The organism is Gemmiger gallinarum (assembly GCF_014982805.1).
Lineage (GTDB): Bacteria > Bacillota > Clostridia > Oscillospirales > Ruminococcaceae > Gemmiger > Gemmiger gallinarum.
The window spans coordinates 32,568-56,324 of sequence record NZ_JADCKC010000004.1; the positions used below are offsets into that span (position 1 = coordinate 32,568).

General features: G+C 50.7%; 19 protein-coding genes and 1 tRNA gene. 12 read left to right on the forward strand and 8 right to left on the reverse strand.

Annotation, left to right across the window (positions count from 1 at the left end; all coding sequences use genetic code 11):
* Positions 1-188: 188 nt before the first annotated feature.
* Complete coding sequence (locus INF35_RS12735) at positions 189-461, reverse strand: helix-turn-helix domain-containing protein (protein ID WP_193503070.1); 273 nt, start codon at positions 459-461, stop codon at positions 189-191.
* 259 nt (positions 462-720) lie between these two features.
* Between INF35_RS12735 and INF35_RS12740 the strand changes: the two genes are divergently transcribed.
* On the forward strand, positions 721-1,233 hold the full coding sequence (locus tag INF35_RS12740) for a helix-turn-helix domain-containing protein (protein WP_193503072.1): 513 nt from the start codon (positions 721-723) through the stop codon (positions 1,231-1,233).
* A 147-nt stretch (positions 1,234-1,380) separates the two neighbouring features.
* On the opposite strand, the gene INF35_RS12745 is transcribed toward INF35_RS12740, so the two are convergent.
* Positions 1,381-2,004 carry a hypothetical protein gene (locus tag INF35_RS12745; RefSeq protein ID WP_193503074.1) on the reverse strand — a complete coding sequence of 208 codons (624 nt, stop codon included), beginning with the start codon at positions 2,002-2,004 and terminating at the stop codon, positions 1,381-1,383.
* Positions 2,005-2,591: 587 nt separating this feature from the next.
* On the opposite strand from INF35_RS12745, the gene INF35_RS12750 reads away from it, so the two are divergent.
* Genes INF35_RS12750 through brxL form a run of 9 tightly spaced genes read left to right on the forward strand, consistent with a single transcriptional unit; the run spans position 2,592 to position 17,286 of the window.
* On the forward strand, positions 2,592-2,861 hold the full coding sequence (locus tag INF35_RS12750; protein WP_193503076.1) for a helix-turn-helix domain-containing protein: 270 nt from the start codon (positions 2,592-2,594) through the stop codon (positions 2,859-2,861).
* The gene (locus tag INF35_RS12755) at positions 2,858-3,487 is read left to right on the forward strand and encodes a DUF1819 family protein (protein ID WP_193503078.1); all 630 of its coding nucleotides are present in this window, start codon (positions 2,858-2,860) and stop codon (positions 3,485-3,487) included. The genes INF35_RS12750 and INF35_RS12755 overlap by 4 nt, the downstream gene beginning before the upstream one ends.
* A gap of 15 nt (positions 3,488-3,502) precedes the next feature.
* Entirely contained in the window at positions 3,503-4,081 is a 579-nt protein-coding gene (locus INF35_RS12760) for a DUF1788 domain-containing protein (protein ID WP_193503080.1), read from the forward strand.
* Positions 4,078-7,608: a BREX system P-loop protein BrxC gene (gene brxC / locus INF35_RS12765; protein WP_193503082.1), complete on the forward strand. Its 3,531-nt coding sequence runs from the start codon at positions 4,078-4,080 to the stop codon at positions 7,606-7,608. The genes INF35_RS12760 and brxC overlap by 4 nt, the downstream gene beginning before the upstream one ends.
* Before the next feature lie 15 nt (positions 7,609-7,623).
* The gene (gene pglX, locus INF35_RS12770) at positions 7,624-11,271 is read left to right on the forward strand and encodes a BREX-1 system adenine-specific DNA-methyltransferase PglX (RefSeq protein WP_193503084.1); all 3,648 of its coding nucleotides are present in this window, start codon (positions 7,624-7,626) and stop codon (positions 11,269-11,271) included.
* A gap of 14 nt (positions 11,272-11,285) precedes the next feature.
* Positions 11,286-11,750, forward strand: coding sequence for a TFIIB-type zinc ribbon-containing protein (locus INF35_RS12775; RefSeq protein ID WP_193503086.1), 465 nt, complete (start codon positions 11,286-11,288; stop codon positions 11,748-11,750).
* On the forward strand, positions 11,737-12,537 hold the full coding sequence (locus tag INF35_RS12780) for a hypothetical protein (RefSeq protein WP_193503088.1): 801 nt from the start codon (positions 11,737-11,739) through the stop codon (positions 12,535-12,537). The genes INF35_RS12775 and INF35_RS12780 overlap by 14 nt, the downstream gene beginning before the upstream one ends.
* Positions 12,538-12,564: 27 nt before the next feature.
* Complete coding sequence (gene pglZ / locus INF35_RS12785) at positions 12,565-15,165, forward strand: BREX-1 system phosphatase PglZ type A (RefSeq protein WP_193503090.1); 2,601 nt, start codon at positions 12,565-12,567, stop codon at positions 15,163-15,165.
* A gap of 27 nt (positions 15,166-15,192) precedes the next feature.
* Positions 15,193-17,286: a protease Lon-related BREX system protein BrxL gene (brxL, locus tag INF35_RS12790; RefSeq protein ID WP_193503092.1), complete on the forward strand. Its 2,094-nt coding sequence runs from the start codon at positions 15,193-15,195 to the stop codon at positions 17,284-17,286.
* Positions 17,287-17,662: 376 nt separating this feature from the next.
* On the opposite strand, the gene INF35_RS12795 is transcribed toward brxL, so the two are convergent.
* From INF35_RS12795 to INF35_RS12805, 3 genes are all read right to left on the reverse strand, one after another.
* Positions 17,663-18,181, reverse strand: a complete 519-nt coding sequence (locus INF35_RS12795; protein ID WP_193503094.1) for a hypothetical protein — start codon at positions 18,179-18,181, stop codon at positions 17,663-17,665.
* Positions 18,182-18,184: 3 nt separating this feature from the next.
* Complete coding sequence (locus INF35_RS12800) at positions 18,185-19,372, reverse strand: AAA family ATPase (RefSeq protein ID WP_193503096.1); 1,188 nt, start codon at positions 19,370-19,372, stop codon at positions 18,185-18,187.
* A 395-nt stretch (positions 19,373-19,767) separates the two neighbouring features.
* Positions 19,768-20,397 (reverse strand): helix-turn-helix domain-containing protein, encoded by a 630-nt coding sequence (locus INF35_RS12805; RefSeq protein ID WP_193503097.1) that lies wholly within the window; start codon positions 20,395-20,397, stop codon positions 19,768-19,770.
* Positions 20,398-20,718: 321 nt separating this feature from the next.
* Between INF35_RS12805 and INF35_RS12810 the strand changes: the two genes are divergently transcribed.
* Together INF35_RS12810 and INF35_RS12815 are read left to right on the forward strand one after the other, a co-directional pair.
* Positions 20,719-20,807 (forward strand) — tRNA-Ser (locus INF35_RS12810).
* Positions 20,808-20,973: 166 nt separating this feature from the next.
* A complete protein-coding gene (locus INF35_RS12815; protein WP_193503099.1) occupies positions 20,974-21,579 on the forward strand; it encodes a Crp/Fnr family transcriptional regulator in 606 nt (201 codons plus the stop codon).
* 106 nt (positions 21,580-21,685) lie between these two features.
* On the opposite strand, the gene INF35_RS12820 is transcribed toward INF35_RS12815, so the two are convergent.
* Genes INF35_RS12820 through INF35_RS12830 form a run of 3 tightly spaced genes read right to left on the reverse strand, consistent with a single transcriptional unit; the run spans position 21,686 to position 23,602 of the window.
* The gene (locus tag INF35_RS12820; RefSeq protein WP_235983245.1) at positions 21,686-22,009 is read right to left on the reverse strand and encodes a hypothetical protein; all 324 of its coding nucleotides are present in this window, start codon (positions 22,007-22,009) and stop codon (positions 21,686-21,688) included.
* A 19-nt stretch (positions 22,010-22,028) separates the two neighbouring features.
* Positions 22,029-22,706 carry an alpha/beta hydrolase gene (locus INF35_RS12825; RefSeq protein WP_193503101.1) on the reverse strand — a complete coding sequence of 226 codons (678 nt, stop codon included), beginning with the start codon at positions 22,704-22,706 and terminating at the stop codon, positions 22,029-22,031.
* Positions 22,703-23,602 carry an AraC family transcriptional regulator gene (locus INF35_RS12830; protein WP_193503103.1) on the reverse strand — a complete coding sequence of 300 codons (900 nt, stop codon included), beginning with the start codon at positions 23,600-23,602 and terminating at the stop codon, positions 22,703-22,705. The genes INF35_RS12825 and INF35_RS12830 overlap by 4 nt, the downstream gene beginning before the upstream one ends.
* Positions 23,603-23,757 lie beyond the last annotated feature (155 nt).

A 23,757-nucleotide genomic window follows, 5' to 3' on the forward strand; every position in this document is an offset into this window, starting at 1 on the left:
GCCCGCCGCCCGGCGGCGCGCGGCACGGCGCGGATTTGGGCGGAGGTACAGAGTGAATCTTAATAAGATTCACTCTGTCGGGAAAATCGCTTGCGTGAATCTTGTTAAGATACCTTTGGCCGCAATACAGCAGAAAGTGAATCATGTTATGATTCACTTTTCCTGCGGCGGATTTCCAGTGAATCATGCTATGATTCACTTTGCAGGTCTTGCCCGGCAAAACCTGCCCCTTGTGCATTGGTCAGCAGATAGCGGATGACGTTGATTTTGGGGATCTTGTAGGCGTTGCCCAGTTTGAGGGCTCCGATTTCACCCTCTCCCAGCAGATCATACGCCGCGTGACGGCTGATGCCCAACATAGTTTGCAGCTGCCGGACCGTCACCACATCGGGATAGTCGGCAAACAGCAGACCATAGCAGGCTTTCAGCTCTTTTTCCGGGATGAGGTGTTTCGCAGACATGCGACCCTTATAGAATGGAAGTGTACGAATTGGATAATCATAGGCAAATCTCCTTTCTGTAATCGTTTGCGGAAGATCTATTGAACTTTCGCAAATTTGATGAGAATATTATAATTCGCAAAAATGCGAACGTCAATATATTTCGCAAATTTGTTACAATTTCCTTGTAAAACGGGGACGGGTAGGGTACAATGAATACAAAAAGACGCGCCCACGGGAAATCCGTGGACGCGATAACGGCTTGGAGAGGAGCAAAACCGTGACGACCGGCGAGAAAATCAAACGCATACGCCGCCATCGGCAGATGACGCAGAAGGAACTGGGAGAAAAGATCGGGCTGGGCGCAGGCGGCGCCAACCGTATCGCCCAGTATGAGATGGGGTACCGGATTCCCAAAAAGCCACTGCTGGAGAAAATGGCTGAAGTACTGAACGTATCTGCGATGGCCTTGTCGGAAGGCGGAAACGGTGCAGCTGCTGATATGATGGAGCAACTGTTCTGGCTGGATGAGGAAGTGCCCGGTATTATCAACCTGGTCCGGACACAGCGGTCAGAGACCCGGTACAATGCCAACCAGGATTTTTCGTTGCGCTATGATGACAACGATGACTGGCCGCCAAACAGCCCTGTGGCCATGTGGTTCAATTCGACGATCTTGAACGATTTCCTTAAGGACTGGGCGGATGTGCAGCGGAAGCTTCGCCAGGGGGAGATTACCGAAAAGGAATACTTTGAGTGGAAGATTTGTTGGCCGGAGAGTGCGGACAAATAGGGAATAGCAGAAGTGCTTTTGTGAGAAAAGAGACCTGCCTTATAAAGTTGTGTGGATCTGTTGCTCTACAGTGAAATCTGAGGCTTTGAAAGAGACCTCTAGTGGCTTCGGTGTTTATTGGGGGAAATTTGCTCTTTCGCACGATAATTAAGTTGTAAGTACACAGCAGCAGAAAAATTGCTTGTCTTGATTCTGTTGAACAAAAAAGGAGAGCTCTTCTCCGCGGTGGCAACCGAAATTCTGATCCGGCTCATTAAGTAAAGTGCCCTTCAGACTGTGTTCTTCCAGGCCGGTGATGCGAACCCAGCAACCTTCCGGCGAAAGACGCTCTTTGAACAGATAGACCAGTACATCATCAATGTAAGAAGGATCACGGCTGGCATCCAGAAAATTCATCTGCCGAGTCTGCTCTACTTCCTGGCTTGCATCATAGTGGCGCAACTGTTCGATTTTGGTTGCGTGTTCAGCATAAAGGGAGCCGTCTTCATCCCTCAGAGCAAAAAACTCCTGCTCCATGACGGCACCAATGCGGAGAAAGGAGCGATAAGTGTCTGTGCCTTCAAAAAAGGTGACATTGTCCTTCTCTGCCACACCAACAGCTAGAATCTCCAGAGTCAGGCCGGCAGAGCGGTCAATATAACCATACGTCAAGATACAGTTCCCCTGCTCGGCACCGGGAAATTTTTTTGTGACCTCTCGCAAGGTGTCAGTGAACATAAAAACAGTGAATTTCCTGTAGAAAGCACGGAATCCGGTTTCTTTGTACTTCATGGGGTGAATCTTCCTTTTCCGTCGTGATGAGCGGTGGTCTTTTCTCTATTATAGTAGAGTGATAGTCCTATATTTTGGATATCCAGAAAATAAGGACTTGCCAAGAATGTAATCGCTAAAGAGATAAGATGATTGATAAAATTGTGATTGGATGCCGTCGGCAATCTCGACCAAGCGGCGCTGCAGCTGTTTTGCGGTTGCACTTGATTTCTATAATGCAGATCATCTGTTTTTCCATGATAATTCTCTATTCGAGTCATCCAGTACACCATAGTGCGAGATTTGAGAATATCTTTTTGAGAGAAAACTGTCTGACCGGAAATTTGAGGCTATAATTTACGGTTGTTTCTTTACCCATTATAGCGAAAAAATAGGACTTATAACATAAAAAATAAAATGGTTGACTATATATGCGATGTACACTTGTGTATTTCCTGCCTTCAACAAGGCTTTGTTTCACAAACACAAGAAAATTAAAAGCATCGCATCAATTTCTTCGAGAAAATTGTAGAAGCTTACAGGCGTTTCTGATATACTTTGAAACAGAATTGTGCGTATTTCAAATCTGAGAGGACGCGAGGTAAAATATGGCTATCCGCTATAAAAAACTATTTAAACTGCTAATTGATCGGGATCTTAAGAAAAAGGATCTGCGGGATATGACAGGCATCAGCTATGCCACGCTGCAAAAATTAGAACGTGGTGAAAATGTAATGACAGAGGTCCTAAACACCATCTGTCTTGCATTGCATTGCAAAATAGAGGACATTGCCGAGGTCGTTCCTGATGAACAGGACGCTGAAAAAGCGCCTGAAGCCAACGCGCAGCGACTCGCAGGAGGACAAGCGAAAGTATGATACCGCAGAATAAAAAAGCGCTTAAAGAGGCCAGCCCCTACACCGGCGTCATCACGAGAGAGCAGTTCCTTTTCTATGAAATGCGCACCACTGCGCGGTTGGTGGAAGAGGGGCTGACGGCCGCCGAGATTGCAGATCGTATATGCAAGGAAAATCTTTTCCAGTACCCCACGGAAAAGTCGGTACGTCAAATGGCGTTTACCTGTATCCGGCGCTTGAAAGCGCTGGATGATCCGGAACTGGTGTCTGCCATTGCAGTCCAGCCCAGTGAGATTGCAAAACAGATCTGTCTTTACGCAATGATGAAGCAGTACCGGCTGGTCTGGGATTTTATGGTGACGGTGATTGGGGAAAAGTACCATTTAAAGGACCTGTCTTTTGGTAAAATCGATTTGAATACATTCTTTATGCGCCTGCAAGAACAGGATGACTGGGTCGCCGCATGGAGCGAAGCTACGATCAGAAAAATCAAGCAGGTGCTGACAAGGGTGCTGGTGGAAAACGAATACTTGGACAGTGCGACTTCCGATCGTCTGAACCCGGTCCTGATTTACCCAATCCTGGAAAACGCCATTCAGGAAAAAGGAGACACAAGAGCACTGGCCGCATTCAACTGTTTTTCATAAAGGAGAGCTTGGGGTATGAGCAAATTAAAAGAGCGGCTCGACCTGCTTCGAGAAGAAATCCAAAAGGATGACTTTCTGGATGGAAAGGGCCTGAGTAATGAGGTCAATATCCGTATTTTTTGTTACGACGCTGCCGAAGAAATCACGGTGATGCATTTTCTCGATCAGCTTAGGACCGACCCGGCGCTCCAGTGCCGTCTGATCGAATGTAATCTCTATAAAATCTTTCTTGCCCTCTGTGATGATCTGGACATTACCGATGCGATTCCCGAGATGGAAGAAAGTGAAGGTAGTGACTTCCTTCTGGAGCAGTTGCATTCCGCCATCGGTGAATCCGAATTTATCGAAAAAATGCAGTATGCACCACACATGCGTGACGATGTTCTGTTGCTCACTGGCGTGGGTGATGTGTTCCCCTTTATGCGAGTTCATTCTTTGCTGGAAGCTTTACAGCCGCATTTTTCTGATATCCCCATTTTGGTGATGTATCCCGGCGAGTTTGACGGTCACTATTTGAAGTTATTTGGCAGGCTGAAACCCAACGACTATTACAGGGCATTTAATTTCTTCGCGGAGGAGGACACGAAACAATGATAATTCGTGACATGTTTGCCGAGGATATCAATCGGAAAATCAACGGAGTTATCAAGGTTGATCAGGATACAACAGATGTAATTGAACAGGAAGTGCGGGAATACGTTATCACCAAGGAACTGAAGAAGCATTTCATCTCCTTCTTTGACTATTACAGTGACGCCTTTGACAAGCCCACCGCCGACATTGGCGTATGGATCTCCGGCTTTTTTGGAAGCGGTAAATCTCACTTTCTGAAAATGCTGTCCTATATCCTTGAGAATAAATCCATTGGCGGCATCCCCACTGTAGAAAAGTTCCGCCAGAAATTCGCAGACGATCCCGCCACCTTCATGCTGATTGACCGCGCTACCCGCGGCAAGACCGAAACCATTCTGTTCAATATCGACATTGAAGGCTCAATCAACAAAGACAAGACCGCAGTGCTCCGCGTCTTTGCGAAGATGTTCTATACCCACCTCGGGTTTTATGGTGAAAACTTGAAAGTGGCCATGCTGGAGCAATACATCGACCAGCTCGGCAAAACGGAGGAGTTCCGCCGTGTCTTTGAGGCAAAGAAGGGTAAGCCCTGGACCGAGCAGCGCAAGGCATTTGCGTTTAACGGCAAGTTCATCGTCCCGACCCTGATGGAAGTGCTGGACATGAGCGAGGAAGATGCAAAATGTTGGTTCAATGACAAGACAGCTGTCGAGTTTTCCATCGCCCGGTTGGTAGAAGACATCAAAAGCTATGTGAATAATCAGCCGGACAATTTCCGCCTCCTGTTTATGATCGACGAAGTGGGTCAGTATGTAGGTACGGATACCGATATGCTGCTGAATTTGCAATCTCTGACAGAGAAGATTGGCAGCGAGTGCGGTGGTAAGGTGTGGGTCATGTGTACCGGCCAGGAGGCCATCGACGAGATCATCAAGGTTCGCGCTGATGAGTTTTCCCGTATCCAGGCTCGTTTCAAAACACGCCTCAGCCTGTCTTCCTCCTCGGTGGATGAGGTCATTCAGAAGCGTATTCTGAAAAAGAAGCCGGAGGCAGAGCAGAAGCTGGAGGCGCTGTACCAGGAGAATGACTCCGTGCTCCGCAATCTGTTCAGCTTCACAGATTCCATTCTGGACATTAAGGGGTTTGCCGGTGCTGGTGAATTCGCGGTGAATTTCCCCTTTGTGCCCTACCAGTTCATTATCATGCAGAAGGTGTTTGCCGAGATCCGTAAACATGGCAACTCGGGCAAGCACCTGTCCGGCGGCGAACGCTCCATGCTCTCCGGTTTCCAGGAGGCCGCCCAGAAGATCCAGGACCAGGACGAGTATGCCCTCGTCCCGTTCTTCCGCTTTTACGATACGGTCCACTCCTTCCTGGACAGCTCCATACGCCGCGTGATTGAGCGATGCCAGAACGCAGCGGATATGGGAGCTGGTATCCAGCCGCAGGATGTGGATGTGCTCAAGCTCCTGTACTTAATCCGCTATGTGGACGATATTCCTGCCAACGTGGACAACATCGTGATCCTGATGGCGGATGATATTCGCACAGACAAGATTGTCCTTCGGGAAAAAGTAGGCGAATCCTTGGGCCGCCTGATGAGCCAGAACTATATCGGGCGGTCTGGCGAGACCTACAACTTCCTCACTGATGAGGAGCAGGATATTCAGCGGGACATCAACAACACGGTCGTGGATACTGCCTCCATTGTGGAGCGCATCGCCCAAATGATCTACGCCGACATCTACCAGACCAAGAAGTTCCGCCGGGATAAATACGACTTCGACTTCGATAAAATGGTGGACGGTGTCACCACCGGCGCTGTGACCGGCGGCATGAAGCTGCGCTTTTTGACGGTTGCCACAGATGCGGTGGAAAAGTCCGAGCTTCGCTTGATGACGGAATCTCACGGGCAGGCTATTGTGGTGTTGCCTGGTTCTTCCTACTACGAATCGCTGGAAAGCGCCATGAAGATCCGCAAGTTCGTCAAGCAGCGGAACGTGGCCCAGCTGCCCAAGTCCATGCAGGACATCATCCGCGACCAGCAGGATGAAGCTACCCGCTATGAGCAGTCTGCCATGGAGGACTTGAAGCAGGCGATTGTCAACGCTGCGTTTTATGTGGATGGCGAGCACATTGAGATTCGCGGCGGTGACGCCAAATCCCGCATCGACCAGGCGCTGGACTACCTGGTCACCCATGTTTACAGTGAGCTGGACCTTGTCAACAAAAACATGGAAACGGATGCGGATGTCGAGGAGGTTTTAACCGGGAATTTCTTGCCCGGTGCAGAGCCGAACCGCGATGCCGCCGCAAAAGTCGAGGAATTTTTGGTGGTGCAGGATCGCACCAAGCTGCCCACCTCCATGTACGATGTGCAGAGCCGGTATCAGGGCATCCCCTATGGTTGGCGGGAAATAGACATTGCCGCCGTGGTGGCACTGCTCATCAACCAGCAGAAGGTGACCATCAAGTACGGCGGTGCGACCATCCAGCCGGATGATCCCAAGCTGTTGGACATGCTGCGAAAAAAGAACGAGATTGGCAAAACCAGCATCTCCATCCGGCAGGCGGTGACCGCCGTCAAGATGAAAGCGGTGAAGGAGCTGCTGCGGGAGTTCTTTGACGTCATGGATGTTCCCGACGACGAGGACGGTTTGGTCGCCTACATCGTCAAGAAATTTGAAGAACTGAAAACTCACTACGAGGATCTGAACCAGCGATATACCACCGGGCGCAAGTATCCTGACCAGAGCAAGGTACAGCAGGCAATGCAGCTGGCAACCGATGTCCTGTCCCAGAAAAAAGACAACATCGCGCTCATTGACCGGCTGTTGAAGCTGGAGGATCAGCTGTTTGACAGCAAAGAGGACCTCCAGGCTGTGGAAGGCTTTTTCAAAAATCAGGTGCAGGTGTTTGATGCCGCTGCCCAAATGGAGGAGAACTTGCGCAATGAGCTGGACTACCTTTCTCGCGAACCGGCAGCCAACGACGCGCTGAACAAGATCCGGCTGATCGTTGCTGTGCAGGGCGGGTTCAGTTATCAGAAAATCCCCGAGCTGAACGGCTTGATGGCTACGGTCCGGGACGGCCACGGCCGCTTGCTGGATGCCAAGCGGGCGGAAGTGGACGAGATGATCACCCAGTGCATGGGTGCGGTGCATCAGGCCGCGAACGGCGATCTCAAGGCAAAAGACCTGATCACACGGGCAGACAAATTTTATGCCCAGCAAAAGCAGAAGGTGCGGGACTACCAGAGCCTGGCCTTGCTGGATGGCCTGATCCCGCCCATGCTTCAGTACAAGGACGACGCGCTGGAGCGGATCGAGACGCTGCTGGCTCCCCCTGCACCTCCCAAGCCTCCGGTCCCGCTTGCGGACGGCGGCCCTGCACCGGCTGCCAAAAAGGTGATTCGGCCCTACAACCGTTCCATCATCTTCCCGGCAAAGAAGCTGGAGACGATGGAGGATGTGGACGATTATGTGGAAAAGATTCGGGAACAGCTCAAGCAGCTTTTGAAAAACTGCGACGGCATCCAGCTTAAATAAAGCGAGGAATCAAGGATGGACAAAAACGCAATCAAGAAATTCGCGGTTTGGGCCCGGCGGGAGCTGATCTCCCGGGTCAGTCAGCGGGCGGCATATTTTGAAATTACAGAAGCCGGGTTTGGCGACCCGGCAGCGGACAGCGTTCTGGGGAGGGTCCTATCCGCAGAGGAAAAGACCCAGCGGCAGGCGCTGATCGCCCAGATTCGGCAGAAGGGTTACCAGCAGGTAATGGAGGAGGTGGCCTATACCTGGTTCAACCGTTTCATCGCTCTGCGCTTCATGGAGGTCAACGGGTATCTGCCCTCCCATGTGCGGGTGTTCACCGATGAGGACAACCAGTTCAAACCCCAGATCCTGGCCGAAGCCATCCACATGGAACTGGACGGCTTGGATATGCAGAAGGTCTATGCCTTCAAGAACGCCAATAACGACGACGGCTTGTTCAAGTATATGGTCATCGTCCAGTGCAACGCCCTTTCATCCATCCTGCCCGGCATGTTCCAGCAGATCTCCGACTATACCGAACTGCTTTTCCCGGATAACCTCTTGCGGGAGGGCAGTGTTCTCCAGCAGATGATCCAGCTGATTCCCGAGGAGGACTGGAAGGACGCGGTGCAGATCATCGGCTGGATGTACCAGTATTACATAACTGAGTTGAACGAACTGGTTTATGATGGCTCTATGTCCAAAGCCCGGATTACGAAAGAATTGCTTCCAGCGGCTACCACGATATATACGCCGGACTGGGCTGTCCGCTACATGGTGGAGAACTCCCTGGGCCGCCTGTGGGTGGAGGGGCATCCCAACGACGAACTGAAAGCCACCTGGAAGTATTATCTGGAGGAAGCCGAACAGGAACCGGATGTGCAGGCGCAGCTGGCCGAGCTCCGCAAAGAGTATGCTGCTATGCCCCCGGAGCAGATTAAGTGCATCGACCCCTGCTGCGGTTCCGGCCATATTCTTGCCTATCTGTTTGATGTCCTGGTGCAGATTTATGAGAGCTACGGCTATACCACCCGGGAGGCGGTGACCAGCATCGTCCAGAACAATCTCTATGGCCTGGACATTGACGACCGCGCCGCCCAACTGGCCTATTTTGCGGTAATGATGAAGGCCCGCCAGTATGACCGGCGTTTCTTCAGCCGGGGGATGCAGCCCCATGTGTACGCCATCCAGAACAGCGGACCCTTGTCCCATGAGGCGTGGGGACTTCTGGGCGAAGAAGAGGAAATTGCCCACCGCCTGTGGGATTCCTTTGCAGATGCCAAGGAGTACGGCAGTCTGGTGAAGCCGAATGCCACTTTGGAAGAACTGGAAAGACTGAAAAAGCGGGTCACTGAGGTGGACCGTATGAGCAGCTATGGCAATCTGTTCACCGATGCCATGAGCTATGAGATACTGCGAACGTTTGAGCCGCTGATAGAACTGACGCAGGCGCTGGTGCAGAAATATGATGTGGTGGTCACCAATCCACCTTATTTGGGTAGTAGTCGGTTTTCTCCATTGCTTGATAAATTTGTAAAAGAAAACTATCCAGATGTCAAAAATGATCTAAGCATGGTCATGTATAAACATGCACTTGTTGATTTGGCAAAACCAATCGGATATACTGCATTTATAACGACATCTTCTTGGATGTTTCTCTCGGGCTTTGAAAAGCTCCGCAAATTTGTTGATTCTACCGCGGCGATTACCAGCCTTGTCGATTTTGGCACGGAACTGTTCGACGGAAAGGTGGGACATAATCCGATTGTATCTTGGGTTACATACAGTGCCAATCTCGATTACAAAATGTCTGCAGTTCGTTTGGTAGAATACTGTTATGCCCGTAGAGATGAAAAAGAACCAGAATTTTTTAATCAGAAAAATTGCTATACTGCCCGGCAGTCCAATTTCTCCAAGATTCCAGGAAGCCCGGTGACATATTGGGTAAATGAAAAAATAATAGGGTTATTAGAAAACAAAAAATTCTATGATGAATTTTCTTTTAAACGCGGATTGACAACAGCAGATAATAATCGCTTTTTACGTCTTTGGTTTGAAGTAAATCTAGCTGATGAAAGTTTATCAATATATACTCCTTCCAAGCGCTGGTTTTCTTATAATAAGGGCGGCGAATATAGGAAGTGGTATGGAAACAGAGAATATGTTGTAGATTGGGAAAATGATGGAGAGCGATTAAAAAACTATTCTGGCAGTGCAATGAGAAATTTGGCATTTGCATTCTCGAAAGTAATTAGCTATTCATCTTTAACCTCAGGTAAACTATCTTTCCGTATGTGCGACAATTGCCTCAACGATCAAGCTGGGAATTACTTTGTCCCTACAGCTACGACAACACTCACATATGCATTGGCATTACTAAACTCTTGTGTATCTGAATTTTTTATAAAAATCAAAAGTCAAACATTAAATACAACAGCAGATGACTTTAGTGCATTACCAATATGTGTAGATAGTGAATCTACGATTGAAAATTTTTCAAATGATAACATGGCACTTGCAAAGGCCGATTGGGATTCCTTTGAAACGTCCTGGGACTTCAAACAGCATCCGTTGGTTCGATTGAGGCTAGCTGGGGCGTATGCTTGGGGGAGCAAATTGCCGGTTACACTCCTTTCTTCTGCTTATCGCTCATGGAAACTGGAATGTGATGGCCGGTTCCAAAAGTTGAAAGCTAATGAGGAAGAACTCAACCGCATTTTCATCGCCATCTATGGTTTGCAGGACGAGCTAACCCCGGAGGTTACCGACAAGGACGTGACCGTCCACTATCTGGTGGATACCAAAGACGACATTCCCGCATCGTTGCGGGGCTCCAACTATGTGCTCACCAGGCGGGATGTCATCGTGTCCCTGATTTCCTACGCTGTGGGCTGTATGCTTGGCCGCTACTCCCTGGATGTGGAAGGGCTTGCCTATGCCGGCGGCGACTGGGACTCTGTGTATCGTATGCAGCAGGAAATTTATACGGTAGAGGGCAAAGAAGTTCATCTGGCAGATGGCAGAGTATTGACCGTGAAGCCGACTGGATATAACCAAATTAAAACAGATGATGGCTGGAAAACTCTTTCCTACCCGGTGGATGCTGACAATGTCATCCCCATCTGCGACGACGAATACTTCGATGATGACATGGTGGGCCGTTTTGTTAAGTTCATCGAGACGGTCTACGGCAGCGACACGCTGGAAGAAAACCTCAAATTCATTGCCGATGCCCTGGGCGGCAAAGGTACGCCCCGCGATGTGATCCGCAGTTATTTCCTGAACGACTTCTATGCCGACCACTGTAAGACCTACCAGAAGCGGCCCATCTACTGGCTCTTTGACAGCGGCAAGAAAAACGGCTTCAAGGCGCTTATCTATATGCACCGCTATCAGCCGGACACCATCGCACGCATCCGTACCGACTATGTCCATGAGCAGCAAAGCCGCTACCGCACCGCCATCGCCGACCTGGAAAGCCGCATCGCTGCGGCGTCCACCGCTGAGCGTGTGAAGCTGAACAAGCAGCTGAAGAAATTGCAGGAGCAGGACGCCGAGCTGCGGACCTACGAGGAAAAAATTCACCATCTGGCTGACCAAATGATTTCCATCGACCTGGATGACGGCGTTAAGGTCAACTACGCCAAATTCCAGGACGTGTTGGCAAAAATCAAGTGAGGGGGAAAAGTCCTGTGAGCGATGAATTTCACATGACCATTTCGATACCTGCTGATGATGATGGATATGTCCTCTTGCAGTGCGAACATTGCGGAACCTTTTTTAAGGCAACGCCCTCTGATATAGAGGATGATGGAGTGCTGCATATATTCTGCCCCAGCTGTGGATTAGTCAGTGATAGTTACGTTACAGAAGATGTAATAGAACTTGCAAGGCGGATGGTCGAAAATAAAGTCAATGATATGCTATATGACGCGTTCAAGGATTTGGAACGCCATAACAAGAGAAATAGTATCATTAAGTTTAAGGCTGGAAAGCGCCCAAATCATGAGCCAGAAGATCCAATTCGATCTGGGATAGAAGCATTAGAGATAACAATGTTTCCATGCTGCGGTCGTACAGCCAAAATTAAACCATTGTTAAAAATGACGGGGGCGTATTGCCCTTTTTGCGGGGTAAAGAACTATGAGATTGAGTAGGAGAGATTTAAGAAAAATACAATACGATTTCAACAGCATCTCCAATCGGTTACTTCAGGCTGATTATCAGGATTACTTGGATGTACTTGGGAAATTTCTTGGGTTTATTAAAAATACCCCGATTATCTTTGAGTATATTTCTGATTGCGGTTGCTGCGATTGGAATTTAGAAGAGAAAGCTAAGCAGGTGCAATCTTCTTATGGGCGGGTAATATTCCCGACTGGAGACACTGAAGAAGAAGAGGTTAGAAACGTGTATGCCGTTCTAGAATATATCGTAGAGCGACATATAGAGGTGCATCGAAGTTTGGCTTACGGATACTCTGCTTCCAAAAAGTTTCAAGATATGGTAAAAGGATTCAATGATCGTTTTGTTATGGTGCTGATTCGCCATATTGAGCGCTATCTGACGAAAGTGGGGATCGACATGGGCTTGGATGAAAAAGTAGTATACAATGTAACTGTTCAGAACGGACAAGCAATTATCGCAAACGATAATGCCACTGTTACTGCCACCGCTAATATTGGACTCAATACAAATGATCTAAAAACATTGATTGAGGCGGTACGCACAAGTGCAAGCGAACTGAATGCCGAAGATAAGGAAACCGTTTCTGATAGTTTGGAAGTTATTGAAGCGGAAGCTACGGCAGAAAAGCCCAAAAAGGGAATGCTGAAAACAGCGATCGCAGCGCTAAATAATGTAAAAGATACAGTAAAAGGGGTTGCCGAATTTGGTACAGCGGTTACCGCACTGATTCAGCTGGTCGCCCCCTTACTCCAATGAATCGATGCATAAAATGGAGGTGGCAGCATGGACATTGATACGATTAAACAAGATTTGATTCGCCGTTTCGCTGCACCTTTGCCGGAGTTTTACCAGCGCCGGATCATCTTCTGGTACGATGAGGAACGGGAGTTTGAGGACCAGGTCGGGGAACTGGCTCTGGATGGTGTCACCGTCCTGGCGCTGACAGGCAGTAACACCTTCGCTGTCAAAAAGCGACTCTGTGAGGATGATCTGACATCTAATTTTCTCGTTTACGACCCCAGGCCCAGCACGCAGGACGATGATAACTGGCTCATCAACGTGCAGCTGTACAGCGAGGAGTTCCGCGCCGACCTCAATTCCATCTGGATGGACGAGATGGGGCTGCCCGCCACCCCTATAATTCGTAACCAGGTGAAGCGGTACCAGAAATTCTTTCGTTCACAAAAGCACCGCAACGCTGTAAAGAAACTTGTCGGCAGCGTTTCTACGACTCCACAAATGCATCTGGCAGTCATGGCGGCGCTCAGCGGCTGCAGCAGGTTGCAGCCGAGTGCAGTTCTCCGGGCAGTCCTCAATGCCGGGCTGGAGCTGGAGACGAACAGCGTCTATCAAAGCTTTGCGAACTATGGGGCGGATCAGGCGTTTTGGGTCATGGTATCCCAGGGCACCGGATACAGCGAAGGAGAGGACTGCAGCCTGGGCCGGTTAGCCATTCATCTGCTGCTCACTGCCGCCACCCGTACTATGCACACTGATCTCCTGGCCGGTTTGGATGCCTTTCTGTCTGTTCCCCATCAAGCATACTGCTATGATTTCGTCTCGGACTGGCTGCACAGCCAGGACACCACACAGCTGTATGAGATCGCACGATATGTGGAACAGGAAGCTCGTCTGCCTCAGCGTTTTTCCAAGCTGCCGGTGACCGATCTGGTAGATACCGCCTGTTTCCCTTGCGTTGACGAGTGCATCCTGACCAGTCTAATGAAAGAGATCGGCAATCACATTATCCAGGTGGAGTCAATCCGGCTGGTGGTGGAAAAACGCCGCACCATGCCCTGGTACCAAAGCGTCGCTAGCTACTACGAGGGCCTGCTCCAGGTGGCCAATATGCAGGCGTTCTTTACGGAGCACTCCGCCGGATTCCATACGGTGGAACCGCACCGCATCTGGAGGGAATATACCTCCGACTACTATCGGATGGACACCTATTACCGGCTGTTCCATCTGTGCTTCCAGCGCAGTTTGAAGGAATCCCACCCGTTGCTGGATGACCTGTTCAAGCAGGTGGCGGACAAGGTGGAGGGGCTGTACACCCACTGGTTCCTGGGCCAGCTGGGCCAGAACTGGTCGGATGCCTGTGCTGAAACTCTGGAAAAGCACGGCCATATTCTGGAAGTGCCCCAGCAGACCGATTTCTATGCCCAAAAGGTGCGGCCCAGCGAGAACCGGGTTTTTGTGATCGTGTCGGACGCTTTCCGGTACGAAGCGGCAGCTTCGTTGGCAGAGGACCTTCGGCGGGAAATGCAGTGCAAGGTGACCCTCGGCAGCTGCGAGGGGATGTTTCCGACCGTGACCAAGTATGGCATGGCCGCGCTGCTGCCCCACAAAAAGCTGGAGGTCAAGCCTCGCACCGACGGTACCCTTGCCGTGCTGGCCGACGGTGAACCCACCGACGCTGGATACCGGGACAAGCTGCTGAAAAAGGCCAATCCCGCCAGTGTGGCGCTGAAATATGAAGAGATCCTGCTGCTGAAACGGCAGGATCGGCAGGCTCTCGTCAAGGGAATGAGCGTCGTCTATATCTACCACGACACCGTGGACAAGGCCAGCCACACCTCTGACAGCGCCGTCTTTTCCGCCTGCGAGGAAGCCATTAGCCAGATCAAGAACCTGGCTCGGATCATTGTCAACGATTTTGGTGGAACGAATATTCTCGTCACTGCAGACCACGGTTTTATCTACACATACAGCCCTCTGGGAGAGGACGACAAGGTGGACCGCACCACTCCCACCGAGCAGGACGTGGAAGTGGACCGCCGATATCTGATCACGCAAAAAGGTGCGCAGCCCAGGTATCTGCTGCCGATCCGGTTGTTGGACGGCAACACCGGCTATGAAGCTTTCGCACCGAGAGAATATGTCCGCATCAAGAAAAAGGGTGGCGGCCTCAACTTCGTGCATGGTGGTATCAGTTTGCAGGAAATGGTGGTGCCGGTGTTGGAGTTCCAGTTCCTGCGCAACTCCTACAAGGAGTATCAGCGCAACCGGGACAAGATCGATACCAAGCCGGTGACGGTCAGCCTGTTGTCTGCCAGCCGGAAAATCAGCAACATGATCTTCTCGCTGAACTTCTACCAGAAGGAAGCCGTGGGAGGAAACCGCGAAGCAGCCCGGTATCTGGTGTACTTTGTGGACGAGAACGGACAAAAGATCAGCGACACCGGCAAGATCATTGCCGATAAGACCAGCGACAACGCCCAGGAGCGGACCTTCCGCTGCAATTTCAGCCTGCGCTCCCAGAAGTACAGCAACCGGCAGACGTATTTCCTGGTGATCGCGGACGAGAGCGGGCTGCAAGCGCCGGAGAAAGAAGAATTCCAGATCGACATCGCCTTTGCAGTGGATGATTTCAATTTCTTCTGAGAAGGCATCTCCAAGGAGTAAAAATCAATGGAAGAGTTTGAAACGAGCGTGGATACCCGCGAGGCAATCAAAGAAAAGCTCCGCCAGAATTTTGACGGAAAGATCGTCCGCAAGGACCTGACCAAGAAAATCAAAGAAGGGGCAAATGTCCCCACCTATGTTCTGGAATTTCTGCTGGGGCAGTATTGCAGCACGGATGATGACGAAATCGTCCAAAAGGGTGTTGAGACCGTCAAGCGCATCCTGGCGGACAACTATGTGAGACCGGACGAGTCGGAAAAGGTGCTTTCCCGACTGCGCCAGCGTGGAAGTATGACCATCATCGACCAGGTGACGGTGGAACTGAACCTAAAATACGATTACTACGAGACCAGATTCTCGAATCTGGGTCTTGGCGGTGTGCCTATTTCCGAGGAATACCCGGAAACATTCGATCGCCTTCTGTGCGGAGGCATCTGGTGTATCGTTCAGCTCGAATACAATAATGAGCAAGAAACCGCTATAATCGTTCCCGATCGTAAACCTAAAAAGAAAAATGAATCCCTCATCAGCATTCGCAAGCTGACCCCGATCCAGATGCCCCATGTGGACATTGACGATTTGAAAAAGGGCCGCAAGGCGTTTACCAAAGAAGAGTGGATTGATGTGCTGCTGCGTTCCATCGGCATGGAACCGGATCAGCTAACCTATCGGGAAAAGTGGCTGCTGTTGTTGCGTATGGTGCCACTGGTGGAGAACAACTTCAATCTCTGTGAACTGGGGCCGCGCAGCACCGGAAAATCCCATCTATACAAGGAAGTTTCCCCGAATAGCATTCTGGTCTCCGGAGGCCAGACCACAGTCGCCAACCTGTTCTACAATATGGGTAAGCACACTATGGGATTGGTAGGCTTGTGGGATTGTGTAGCCTTTGACGAGGTGGCCGGTATCCGTTTCAAGGATAAGGATGGAATCCAGATCATGAAGGACTATATGGCATCTGGTTCTTTTGCCCGCGGTAAAGAGGAAAAAGCAGCAAACGCTTCGATGGTATTTGTGGGTAACATCAATCAGAGCGTAGACGTCCTGTTGAAAACATCCAGCCTCTTTGACCCCTTCCCGCCGGAAATGGGGACAGACACAGCTTTCCTGGACCGCATCCATTGTTACCTTCCGGGTTGGGAAATTCCCAAATTCCGCCCGGAGCATTTCACTGATGACTACGGCTTCATTACGGATTACTTAGCTGAGTTTTTGCGGGAGCTCCGCAAAGAGCAGTATGGGGATGCTTTGGACCGATATTTCCGCCTAGGGAAGAATCTCAACCAGCGCGATACCATCGCGGTGCGGAAAATGGTTGGCGGGCTTGTCAAGTTGGTATATCCCGATGGCGTTTTTGACAAGAAAGAACTGGAAGAAATTCTCCAGATCGCGTTGGAAATGCGCCGCAGGGTGAAAGAGCAGCTGAAAAAGCTGGGCGGTATGGAGTTCTACGACGTGAACTTTTCCTACTTGGACAACGAAACCTTTGACGAGCACTATGTTTCTGTGCCGGAGCAGGGCGGTGGCAAACTGATCCCCGAGGGTCTATGCAATCCCGGCCAGGTCTACACGGTGAGCCGGGGTAGATCCGGCATGATTGGCGTTTTCCGCTTGGAAAGCCAGATGTTGCCTGGAAGTGGAAAGTTCGAGCGTACCGGAATTGGTTCTGACCGGGATGCAAAGGAAGCCACCAATACCGCCTTCAACTACTTGAAGGCGAATGGCGGCCGCATCAGCGGCTCTATCAGCACATCCACGAAGGACTACATCATCAACTACCAGGACTTGCAAGGGATCGGCATGACAGGCAAGCTAGCGCTGCCTACGCTGATCGCGCTGTGTTCCATCGCTCTTGGAAGACCGGTGCTAAGCTCTACTGCTGTTTTAGGTGAGATCAGTATCAGCGGTACGATGATCAAGGTGGACGAGCTGCCCAACGCTTTACAGGTTTGCCTGGACAGCGGAGCCAAAAAGGTGCTGCTGCCCATGACCTCCGCGACAGAATTGGGGACAGTTCCTGCCGACCTGATCGGCAGCTTCAATTTGATTTTTTACAGCAGCGCCGAGGATGCTGTGTTCAAAGCACTTGGCGTGGAATGAAAAGGAAGGCGCTCGCTTTGAGATTCTAATGGTGCTCTCGATGCTTTTTTACAACATATTAGCAGAGAAAACGCACAATATTGTCCGCTTGATCTGCTAAATGAAGTGAAAGTAATGCGATATTGCTCCGGCCGAAATTTCGCGAGAAAGCAATAATTAAAGACGGATAAACATATCGGGCGTGCAGATGTTTCTGCACGCCCGATATGTCTTCTACCACAATAAGAACAGGGAGGAATATCTGAATTATATTTGTCTGTCTGCCTGCCCATATAACTATTTTGTTCTATATGACTGGGTAGATGAAAGAAGACAGATGACGGGGATAGATAGGAAATAGATTCTTTTGTGTGGGGGGATAAAAGCAAGAGGGTAGCTATTTCAGCAGATCCGCAAGTGAATATTCACCATGTGGAATATTAGATACACGCTTATATTCGCGGATTGCGGCAATTAACTTATCAGCATCCTGAAAATAGTCTTGAACGAAATCACGACTTTTGACATGGCGATATTGTAAGTTCTGCGTACAGAAATCACTGGGCTTCTTATGAGATGACTTATATTCTGTATACTTGTTTTCGGCCAAGATTACAAGCATTTCGATTTCTGGAGCGGTAATGACGTTAATTACATCTATCTTGTGCTGATATGCCTTACTGAGGTTAAACTTTTCCCTGCGGGAATCCAAAATGCGAATGATGGATATTTGATCTGTAAATCCCTTCCTTAAGTGGCGGGTTTCAAAAGTTTTTGCATCCCGACACCGGAGCGGTGTTTCCTCAATCAGCTGACTCCTGTTGAAAATCAATTTGTCATTATCCAAGAGAATGTTGATGATTACTTCTTCCGCGGTTCCCTCACAAAGGCAAGCGATATACTTGGAAAGCTCCATAGATTAGCCCTCCTCGTTTGCTTTGATAAGGGCTCTTTTCAGATCCATGTATGCCTCATACATGGGAACGGTTCCTTCCAGAAAACCGCTTTGATAGGCGTCGCTTTTCTTGATATCGTTTCTATTGAGAATTGTCGAAAGGTTGTCCAGGATAATGCCATGTCTGTTTCTGACAATATAGATATTATCATTGCGCTCAAATTCGTCGAGCAGTTCCGCGTAATGTGTGGAAAAAATCAGCATTGCACCGGATTTGTTTACTTTTTTGTCCATGAAAAGACGGATTAACGTGGATACAATCTCGTGGTTGAAATGATTTTCCAGTTCATCAACAATCAGATAGCCTCCGGCTTTAAATACCTTTATGGCTTTCAAGAAAGTGTTAATACCTTTAATTGTGCCGGACGAGAGATATCTGTTCAACTCCGAAAATTGATTTAGCGTGATTTCTTTTTTCCCTTTGAACTTCAGGCTGATGCGAATATCCTTACTATCTTTTTTAAATCTTAGATATTCGATACTGGGATCAAAGAAGGCGATTAATTCAAGCGGGCAATCATCGGACAAACTCAGTTGATTCACATTGGTGTACTGCAACATATCGGAAACAACGATTTGCTCATTGTTTCTTTTGTTAAAGGCCACCATAATGCTGACATCATCCAGCAAATACTCGTTAAAATGGCGAGCAAAATTGATTTCTACGCCTTTAAAGTCAAGAAGATTTTTCTTTCGAAGACCTGCTGAAATTACCTTGGTTTGAATGGTTTCTTTTGCAATCAATAGCTTATCGTTTCTTTTAATGATTACAGTTTTGAGCAGATTGATTGCATTGCCGCCAGCCGGAGAATATGTTGCACTGCTGTTCGCGTAGAAGTACGTTTCGATGGTGACACGTTGATCTTCCGTTAAGCCGTCAAGAAACTCTGCACAATCAATGCTGTTAAGAGGTTCATGATTCAGCATTCTGCAGACAAAGGTGATTAATTTTAGGACCGTAGTTTTGCCGGATGCGTTAATGCCGATCAGAGCAAGAACATTGTTCTGTGTGAATGCCTGATTTCCCGTGGAAAATACGGTGCTCATGGATTCCGCGTCATCTGCAGTCACCCTTTGTAAGGCAAGAAAATCAATTTCACAGGTGTCTTTGAATAAAGGAATTCCTGAAGCACGTATTTTTAGCAGCTTCACACAATCGCCTCCCCTAAATTAATTACGGATATTTTGTTTTTGTTGACGTTATTATACCGCATTTTCCTAAAACGGTCAACGTTAAAAACGGATTTATCGTTTTTAATTTTGTATAAAAACCACGTAGGAAAAAGGAAATGCTGACTTGGATGAGATACCCGTTAAAAGAGACAGATGAAACGGTAGGGCAAAAACTATCATCTAAAATTATAATAGAAATTTGCGAATTATATTATAAATCCAATTATTAGAATAATGATTAGAAAGATGATAAAATCTTTTGGGCATTCATTTAAAGCATACAAGAAAAATCCCGCGAATTGTTGCTGTTTGTAATATGAAAAGCCTGACAGCATCGTGCTGCCAGGCATTTTTACTATTTGTTGGGCGGTAGATTACAGTTTGGTGGGATGGGGCTTTTGGCTTATCTCCCGAATCATCCCATAATGTTTCCTGCTCTTCCTCGTTATCCTGTTATAATCATCCGAAACCAGGTAGTCCAACAGCCACGTTTTCGGCACCATGAACCGTGGGCGGCGCTGGATGGTGCGCAGGCGGCCCTCGGTGCACCAGCGGGAGACCGTGTGGGGCGTGTAGCCGGTGAAGCGGGCGATCTGCTCCACGGTCAGCACGTCTGGGGCGTCGGCCAGCTGCTGTTCCAGATGGCCGCGGAGGAGCAGGCGGCTGACAATTTCGTAGTCGAGGGTACGGGTCAGGGATACGGCGGGCGGTTTGCGCTGCGGATAGTTCTTGTACCACCCGCTGGGAGGAGCATAATGCTCCGGTTCGGTGAGACGGCGGCGCAGGTAGGCGGCCACGTCCGCCTTGGCAATCTTGTAGCAGCGGGTGCGCTTGCCGGTGTGGAGGCAGGGAACGAGCCCGCTCTGGAGCAGGTAGAGCGAGGTGCGGGTGCCGATGTGGCAGGCGATGCGGAAATCGTTGCGGCTCATGGGATCGGGATAAGGTGCCAACAGCGCGTCGATTTCCTCTGCCAGCCGGTCCTGTGTAGTGGTTTGTTCGTTCATGGTCGGATTCTCCTTTGATGAAATTCGGACCCGGAGAAACCGTATCTATACGACAAGATTCTTGAATTTTGGGGCGTTTTTCTCGCCTGCGGGAAAATCCTGCGTCGGGACAAACCGGCCAGAACCCGCCCCGGCGGGCCGGATGCCCTGCCGGTTATCTTGCACGGCGTCTTGCATTTTTCCCGGAAGGCGTTGCTTTTCTCCCTAAACGGTGGTACTATACTTTTACTTGTACCCACGCGATTTTGCGGGCGGATGCGCCGGAACTCCGCGTGGTGTGGTCAGAATGGGCGGGACGAAACGGCCTGTTTTGATCCTGGGGGAGCACAGACGGCATTCGGGAAACAAAACTCGAAATCTCGTAGGGTGTTAACAGCACCGCCAGGGTTCAAATCCCTGCTGCTCCGCCATGGAACAGGCTATCCAAGGGATAGCCTGTTTTTATATGCGCAAAGCCGCCCCACATCTCCGGTGAGGAGCCAAAAAAGATGATTCCTATTAAAATAGAATAATGCAAATTGTTGAAACCAAGCGTAAAATACCAATCATGCTTCTCAAAAAGAGGAAGGGTTGTCCATGCTGTTAATCGATTTTTACCGGGAGCTGCTGCACACTTCCGACGAAACGCTGCTGCAGAAAGTTTCCGAAGCCTCTCAGATCATTTCCCTCAAAACCGGGGAGCTCGCCATCAAGAGCGGCACTGTGCCCACGCATATCTGCTTTTTGCTCCACGGTGTGCTGCGGGGGGTGGCCAGCAATGCCAACGGCAAGGACATTACCGACTGTATTGTGTTTCGTACCGGTTCTCCCGCCATGCCGGACAGCGATTTCACCCAACCCGCCTCCATCACCCTGGAAGCGCTGGAATACACCGAGCTTGTGGCCATTCCGGTAGAAAAAGTACAGGAACTGCTGGCGGAATATCCCGACCTGATGGAAGTGTACCGACGGTTTCTGCTGTGGTCGGTGGCTCTGCACCGGGATCTCAAGATCGCCCTGTATCAATACACCGCCGCCCAGCGGTACGAATGGTTTTTGCGCCAGTATCCCGGTCTGATCGACCGCATCCCGCACAAGTACATTGCATCGCTGCTCAACATGACGCCCGTCACTCTGAGTAACGTCCGCAAAAATTCCCGCAAACCGGTTTGCGCAGTTCCGCCCCAGGACGCGACGGAATGAACCGCCTTTCTGCACAATCCGTTTTTCCCCTGCAATGCCGCAGGGACGCCAGCCATACCGGCCGGCGTCCCTGCTTTTTTCATATATGCCGTCTGTCCCTTCCCGCTCACTTGCATCCGCCTATATCGCAGGCACGGTGCTCCACGATCTCCTCCGGCCGGACCGGGGGCTGGCCGATCCAGTCCAGGGCCTCGTCCACATCCAGGGTCATGGCGCCGTCCTCCCCCACAAAGAGGGGGATGCCGATGCCGCCCTTTTCCCGCTGGGGAGCAAACAGAGGATCGTGGTCCCGGATGGCCAGGAATTCTTTGAGGTTGGCGGTGTTTTCGGTGATGTCAATATACTCTGCCGCAAAGCCGCGGCTTTTCTGGATGGCGCGATAGTTGCGGCAGTCGATGCAGATGGGGGTTCCATATACCTTCATATTCATATTATATAAGCACTCCTTTTCAAGATTTGGGCTCCGTACCGCCCAGCAGCCAGGCAATGCCTGCGGCCGTCCGCCTGGCAGGCTGGAAAAAGTGGTTGCCTGGGTTGAGGACAAAGGTGGTGCGGATGCCTCTCTCCCGGCACAGCGCCTCCACCGCCTCGGCGTTTTGCCGCACCGGCCGCATGAGCGGATTGCGGGTGCGGGCTTCCCGGCTGCCCACCGACAGATAGACCCGACAAACTCCGGGAGACATTTCATGTTCCGTCAGGTATTCCACAATTCCGGGGAACCACAGCGATCCCGACACGCTGGCCGCGCCATGGAAGGCCTCGGTCCGGCAGAGGGCGTACAGCGCAAACAGTCCGCCCAGGGAATACCCCGCAATTCCCCGCCAGCCGGGCGGCCCGGGCAGGCAGTCCTCCACAGCGGGCAGCAGTGTCCCGGTAAGCAGGCGAAGATAGTCGTCCGCCCCGCCGGCGAAGGATTCCTTCTCCCCCGGCAGATCCCAGGGTACCATGTCCCGGTTCCAGTCCAGGCCGCTGATGCCCGCCAGCGTGAAATCGGGCAGACCGCCGGGCAGTTCCCCATACACCGCCTCCGTCTCCTCGCCGCAGGCGTTCAGGCAGATGAGCGGGGCGCCGGGCTCTCGGGCAGGAAAGATACGGACTGTGCGGCCCGCCTTGGTAAACTGTATCATTCTTCCTCCTCCCGCTGTCCGTTGGAGCCGGACAGCTGCGCCGGGTCCAGCAGATGGGTCATCCGGTACTCCCGCGGGGAAATGCCGTGGACGTTTTTGAAGGCCCGGGAAAAATGCAGCTGATTGGCATAGCCCACCTGGACCGCGATCTCTCCAATGGTGCTGCGCGTCTCCTTGAGCAGCTGGGCCGCCCGGGCCATGCGGTAATGCATGAGATAGGCCTGGGGGCTCTCGCCCACCGCATCCCGGAACACCTTGCCGAAATAACTGCGGTTGAGTCCGCACTCAGCAGCCACCTCCTCGATGGAGATATCCCGCTGGTAGTTCTGTTCGATGAAGGTCAGCGCCTCCCGGATGTAAAAGTCCCGCAGCCGGCGCTCGCTGTTGTGGCGGCGGTCGGCGGAGGACTGCACCAGCTGATCCAGAAACAGAAACCCGTGAGCGATCAGGTGCACCGGGCTGGCGTCGCTGTGGTTGACGATGTAGAGCATCTCCTCCTGCAACAGGCGCCCCGCCTCGGCGTTCCAGGCGGTGTAGACCGGCTTTGCGGCGCTGATGCCCGCCAGATTCAGGCTCTCGTGGGCGCGCAGGCCGTCAAACTCCAGCCAGGTGTATTCCCAGGGGTCCTCGTCGTCGGCACAGTAGGTGGTGATCTGCCCCGGCACAATGAGAAAGCCGTGCCGGGGGGTGATCTCATAGGTGCCGGTGTCGGTATACAGCTTGCCCTTGCCCGAGATCACATAGTGGAACAGGTAGTGATTGCGGGCATGGGGCCCGTAGGAATGGACCGGGTCGTTGCGCTCCCACCCGAACTGATAGAGGTTCAGGTCGATGAACCGCTCGTCCCGGAAGACGTGAAACTTGAACTTGTGCTGTCCGCTGAGATTGTCCGCCATAGGCTGCACCTCCCGCCCTCATTATATACCAAAATGCGTTGTAACTTCAATAAAAATGGATGTTTTCAGAGAAATTGGTATATAAAAAGCGGCATTATGGTATTCTATCCCCTATCGTCAGATTGTATAATGATTCTGCTATCGAGGGTCGGAAA

Bases quoted from the DNA above. Each gene is read 5' to 3' on its own strand.
- INF35_RS12735 (WP_193503070.1), bottom strand. From the start codon at position 461: ATGTCTGCGAAACACCTCATCCCGGAAAAAGAGCTGAAAGCCTGCTAT.
- INF35_RS12745 (WP_193503074.1), bottom strand. From the start codon at position 2,004: ATGAAGTACAAAGAAACCGGATTCCGTGCTTTCTACAGGAAATTCACT.
- INF35_RS12750 (WP_193503076.1), top strand. From the start codon at position 2,592: ATGGCTATCCGCTATAAAAAACTATTTAAACTGCTAATTGATCGGGAT.
- INF35_RS12755 (WP_193503078.1), top strand. From the start codon at position 2,858: ATGATACCGCAGAATAAAAAAGCGCTTAAAGAGGCCAGCCCCTACACC.
- INF35_RS12760 (WP_193503080.1), top strand. From the start codon at position 3,503: ATGAGCAAATTAAAAGAGCGGCTCGACCTGCTTCGAGAAGAAATCCAA.
- brxC (WP_193503082.1), top strand. From the start codon at position 4,078: ATGATAATTCGTGACATGTTTGCCGAGGATATCAATCGGAAAATCAAC.
- pglX (WP_193503084.1), top strand. From the start codon at position 7,624: ATGGACAAAAACGCAATCAAGAAATTCGCGGTTTGGGCCCGGCGGGAG.
- INF35_RS12780 (WP_193503088.1), top strand. From the start codon at position 11,737: ATGAGATTGAGTAGGAGAGATTTAAGAAAAATACAATACGATTTCAAC.
- pglZ (WP_193503090.1), top strand. From the start codon at position 12,565: ATGGACATTGATACGATTAAACAAGATTTGATTCGCCGTTTCGCTGCA.
- brxL (WP_193503092.1), top strand. From the start codon at position 15,193: ATGGAAGAGTTTGAAACGAGCGTGGATACCCGCGAGGCAATCAAAGAA.
- INF35_RS12795 (WP_193503094.1), bottom strand. From the start codon at position 18,181: ATGGAGCTTTCCAAGTATATCGCTTGCCTTTGTGAGGGAACCGCGGAA.
- INF35_RS12805 (WP_193503097.1), bottom strand. From the start codon at position 20,397: ATGAACGAACAAACCACTACACAGGACCGGCTGGCAGAGGAAATCGAC.
- INF35_RS12815 (WP_193503099.1), top strand. From the start codon at position 20,974: ATGCTGTTAATCGATTTTTACCGGGAGCTGCTGCACACTTCCGACGAA.
- INF35_RS12820 (WP_235983245.1), bottom strand. From the start codon at position 22,009: ATGAATATGAAGGTATATGGAACCCCCATCTGCATCGACTGCCGCAAC.
- INF35_RS12825 (WP_193503101.1), bottom strand. From the start codon at position 22,706: ATGATACAGTTTACCAAGGCGGGCCGCACAGTCCGTATCTTTCCTGCC.
- INF35_RS12830 (WP_193503103.1), bottom strand. From the start codon at position 23,602: ATGGCGGACAATCTCAGCGGACAGCACAAGTTCAAGTTTCACGTCTTC.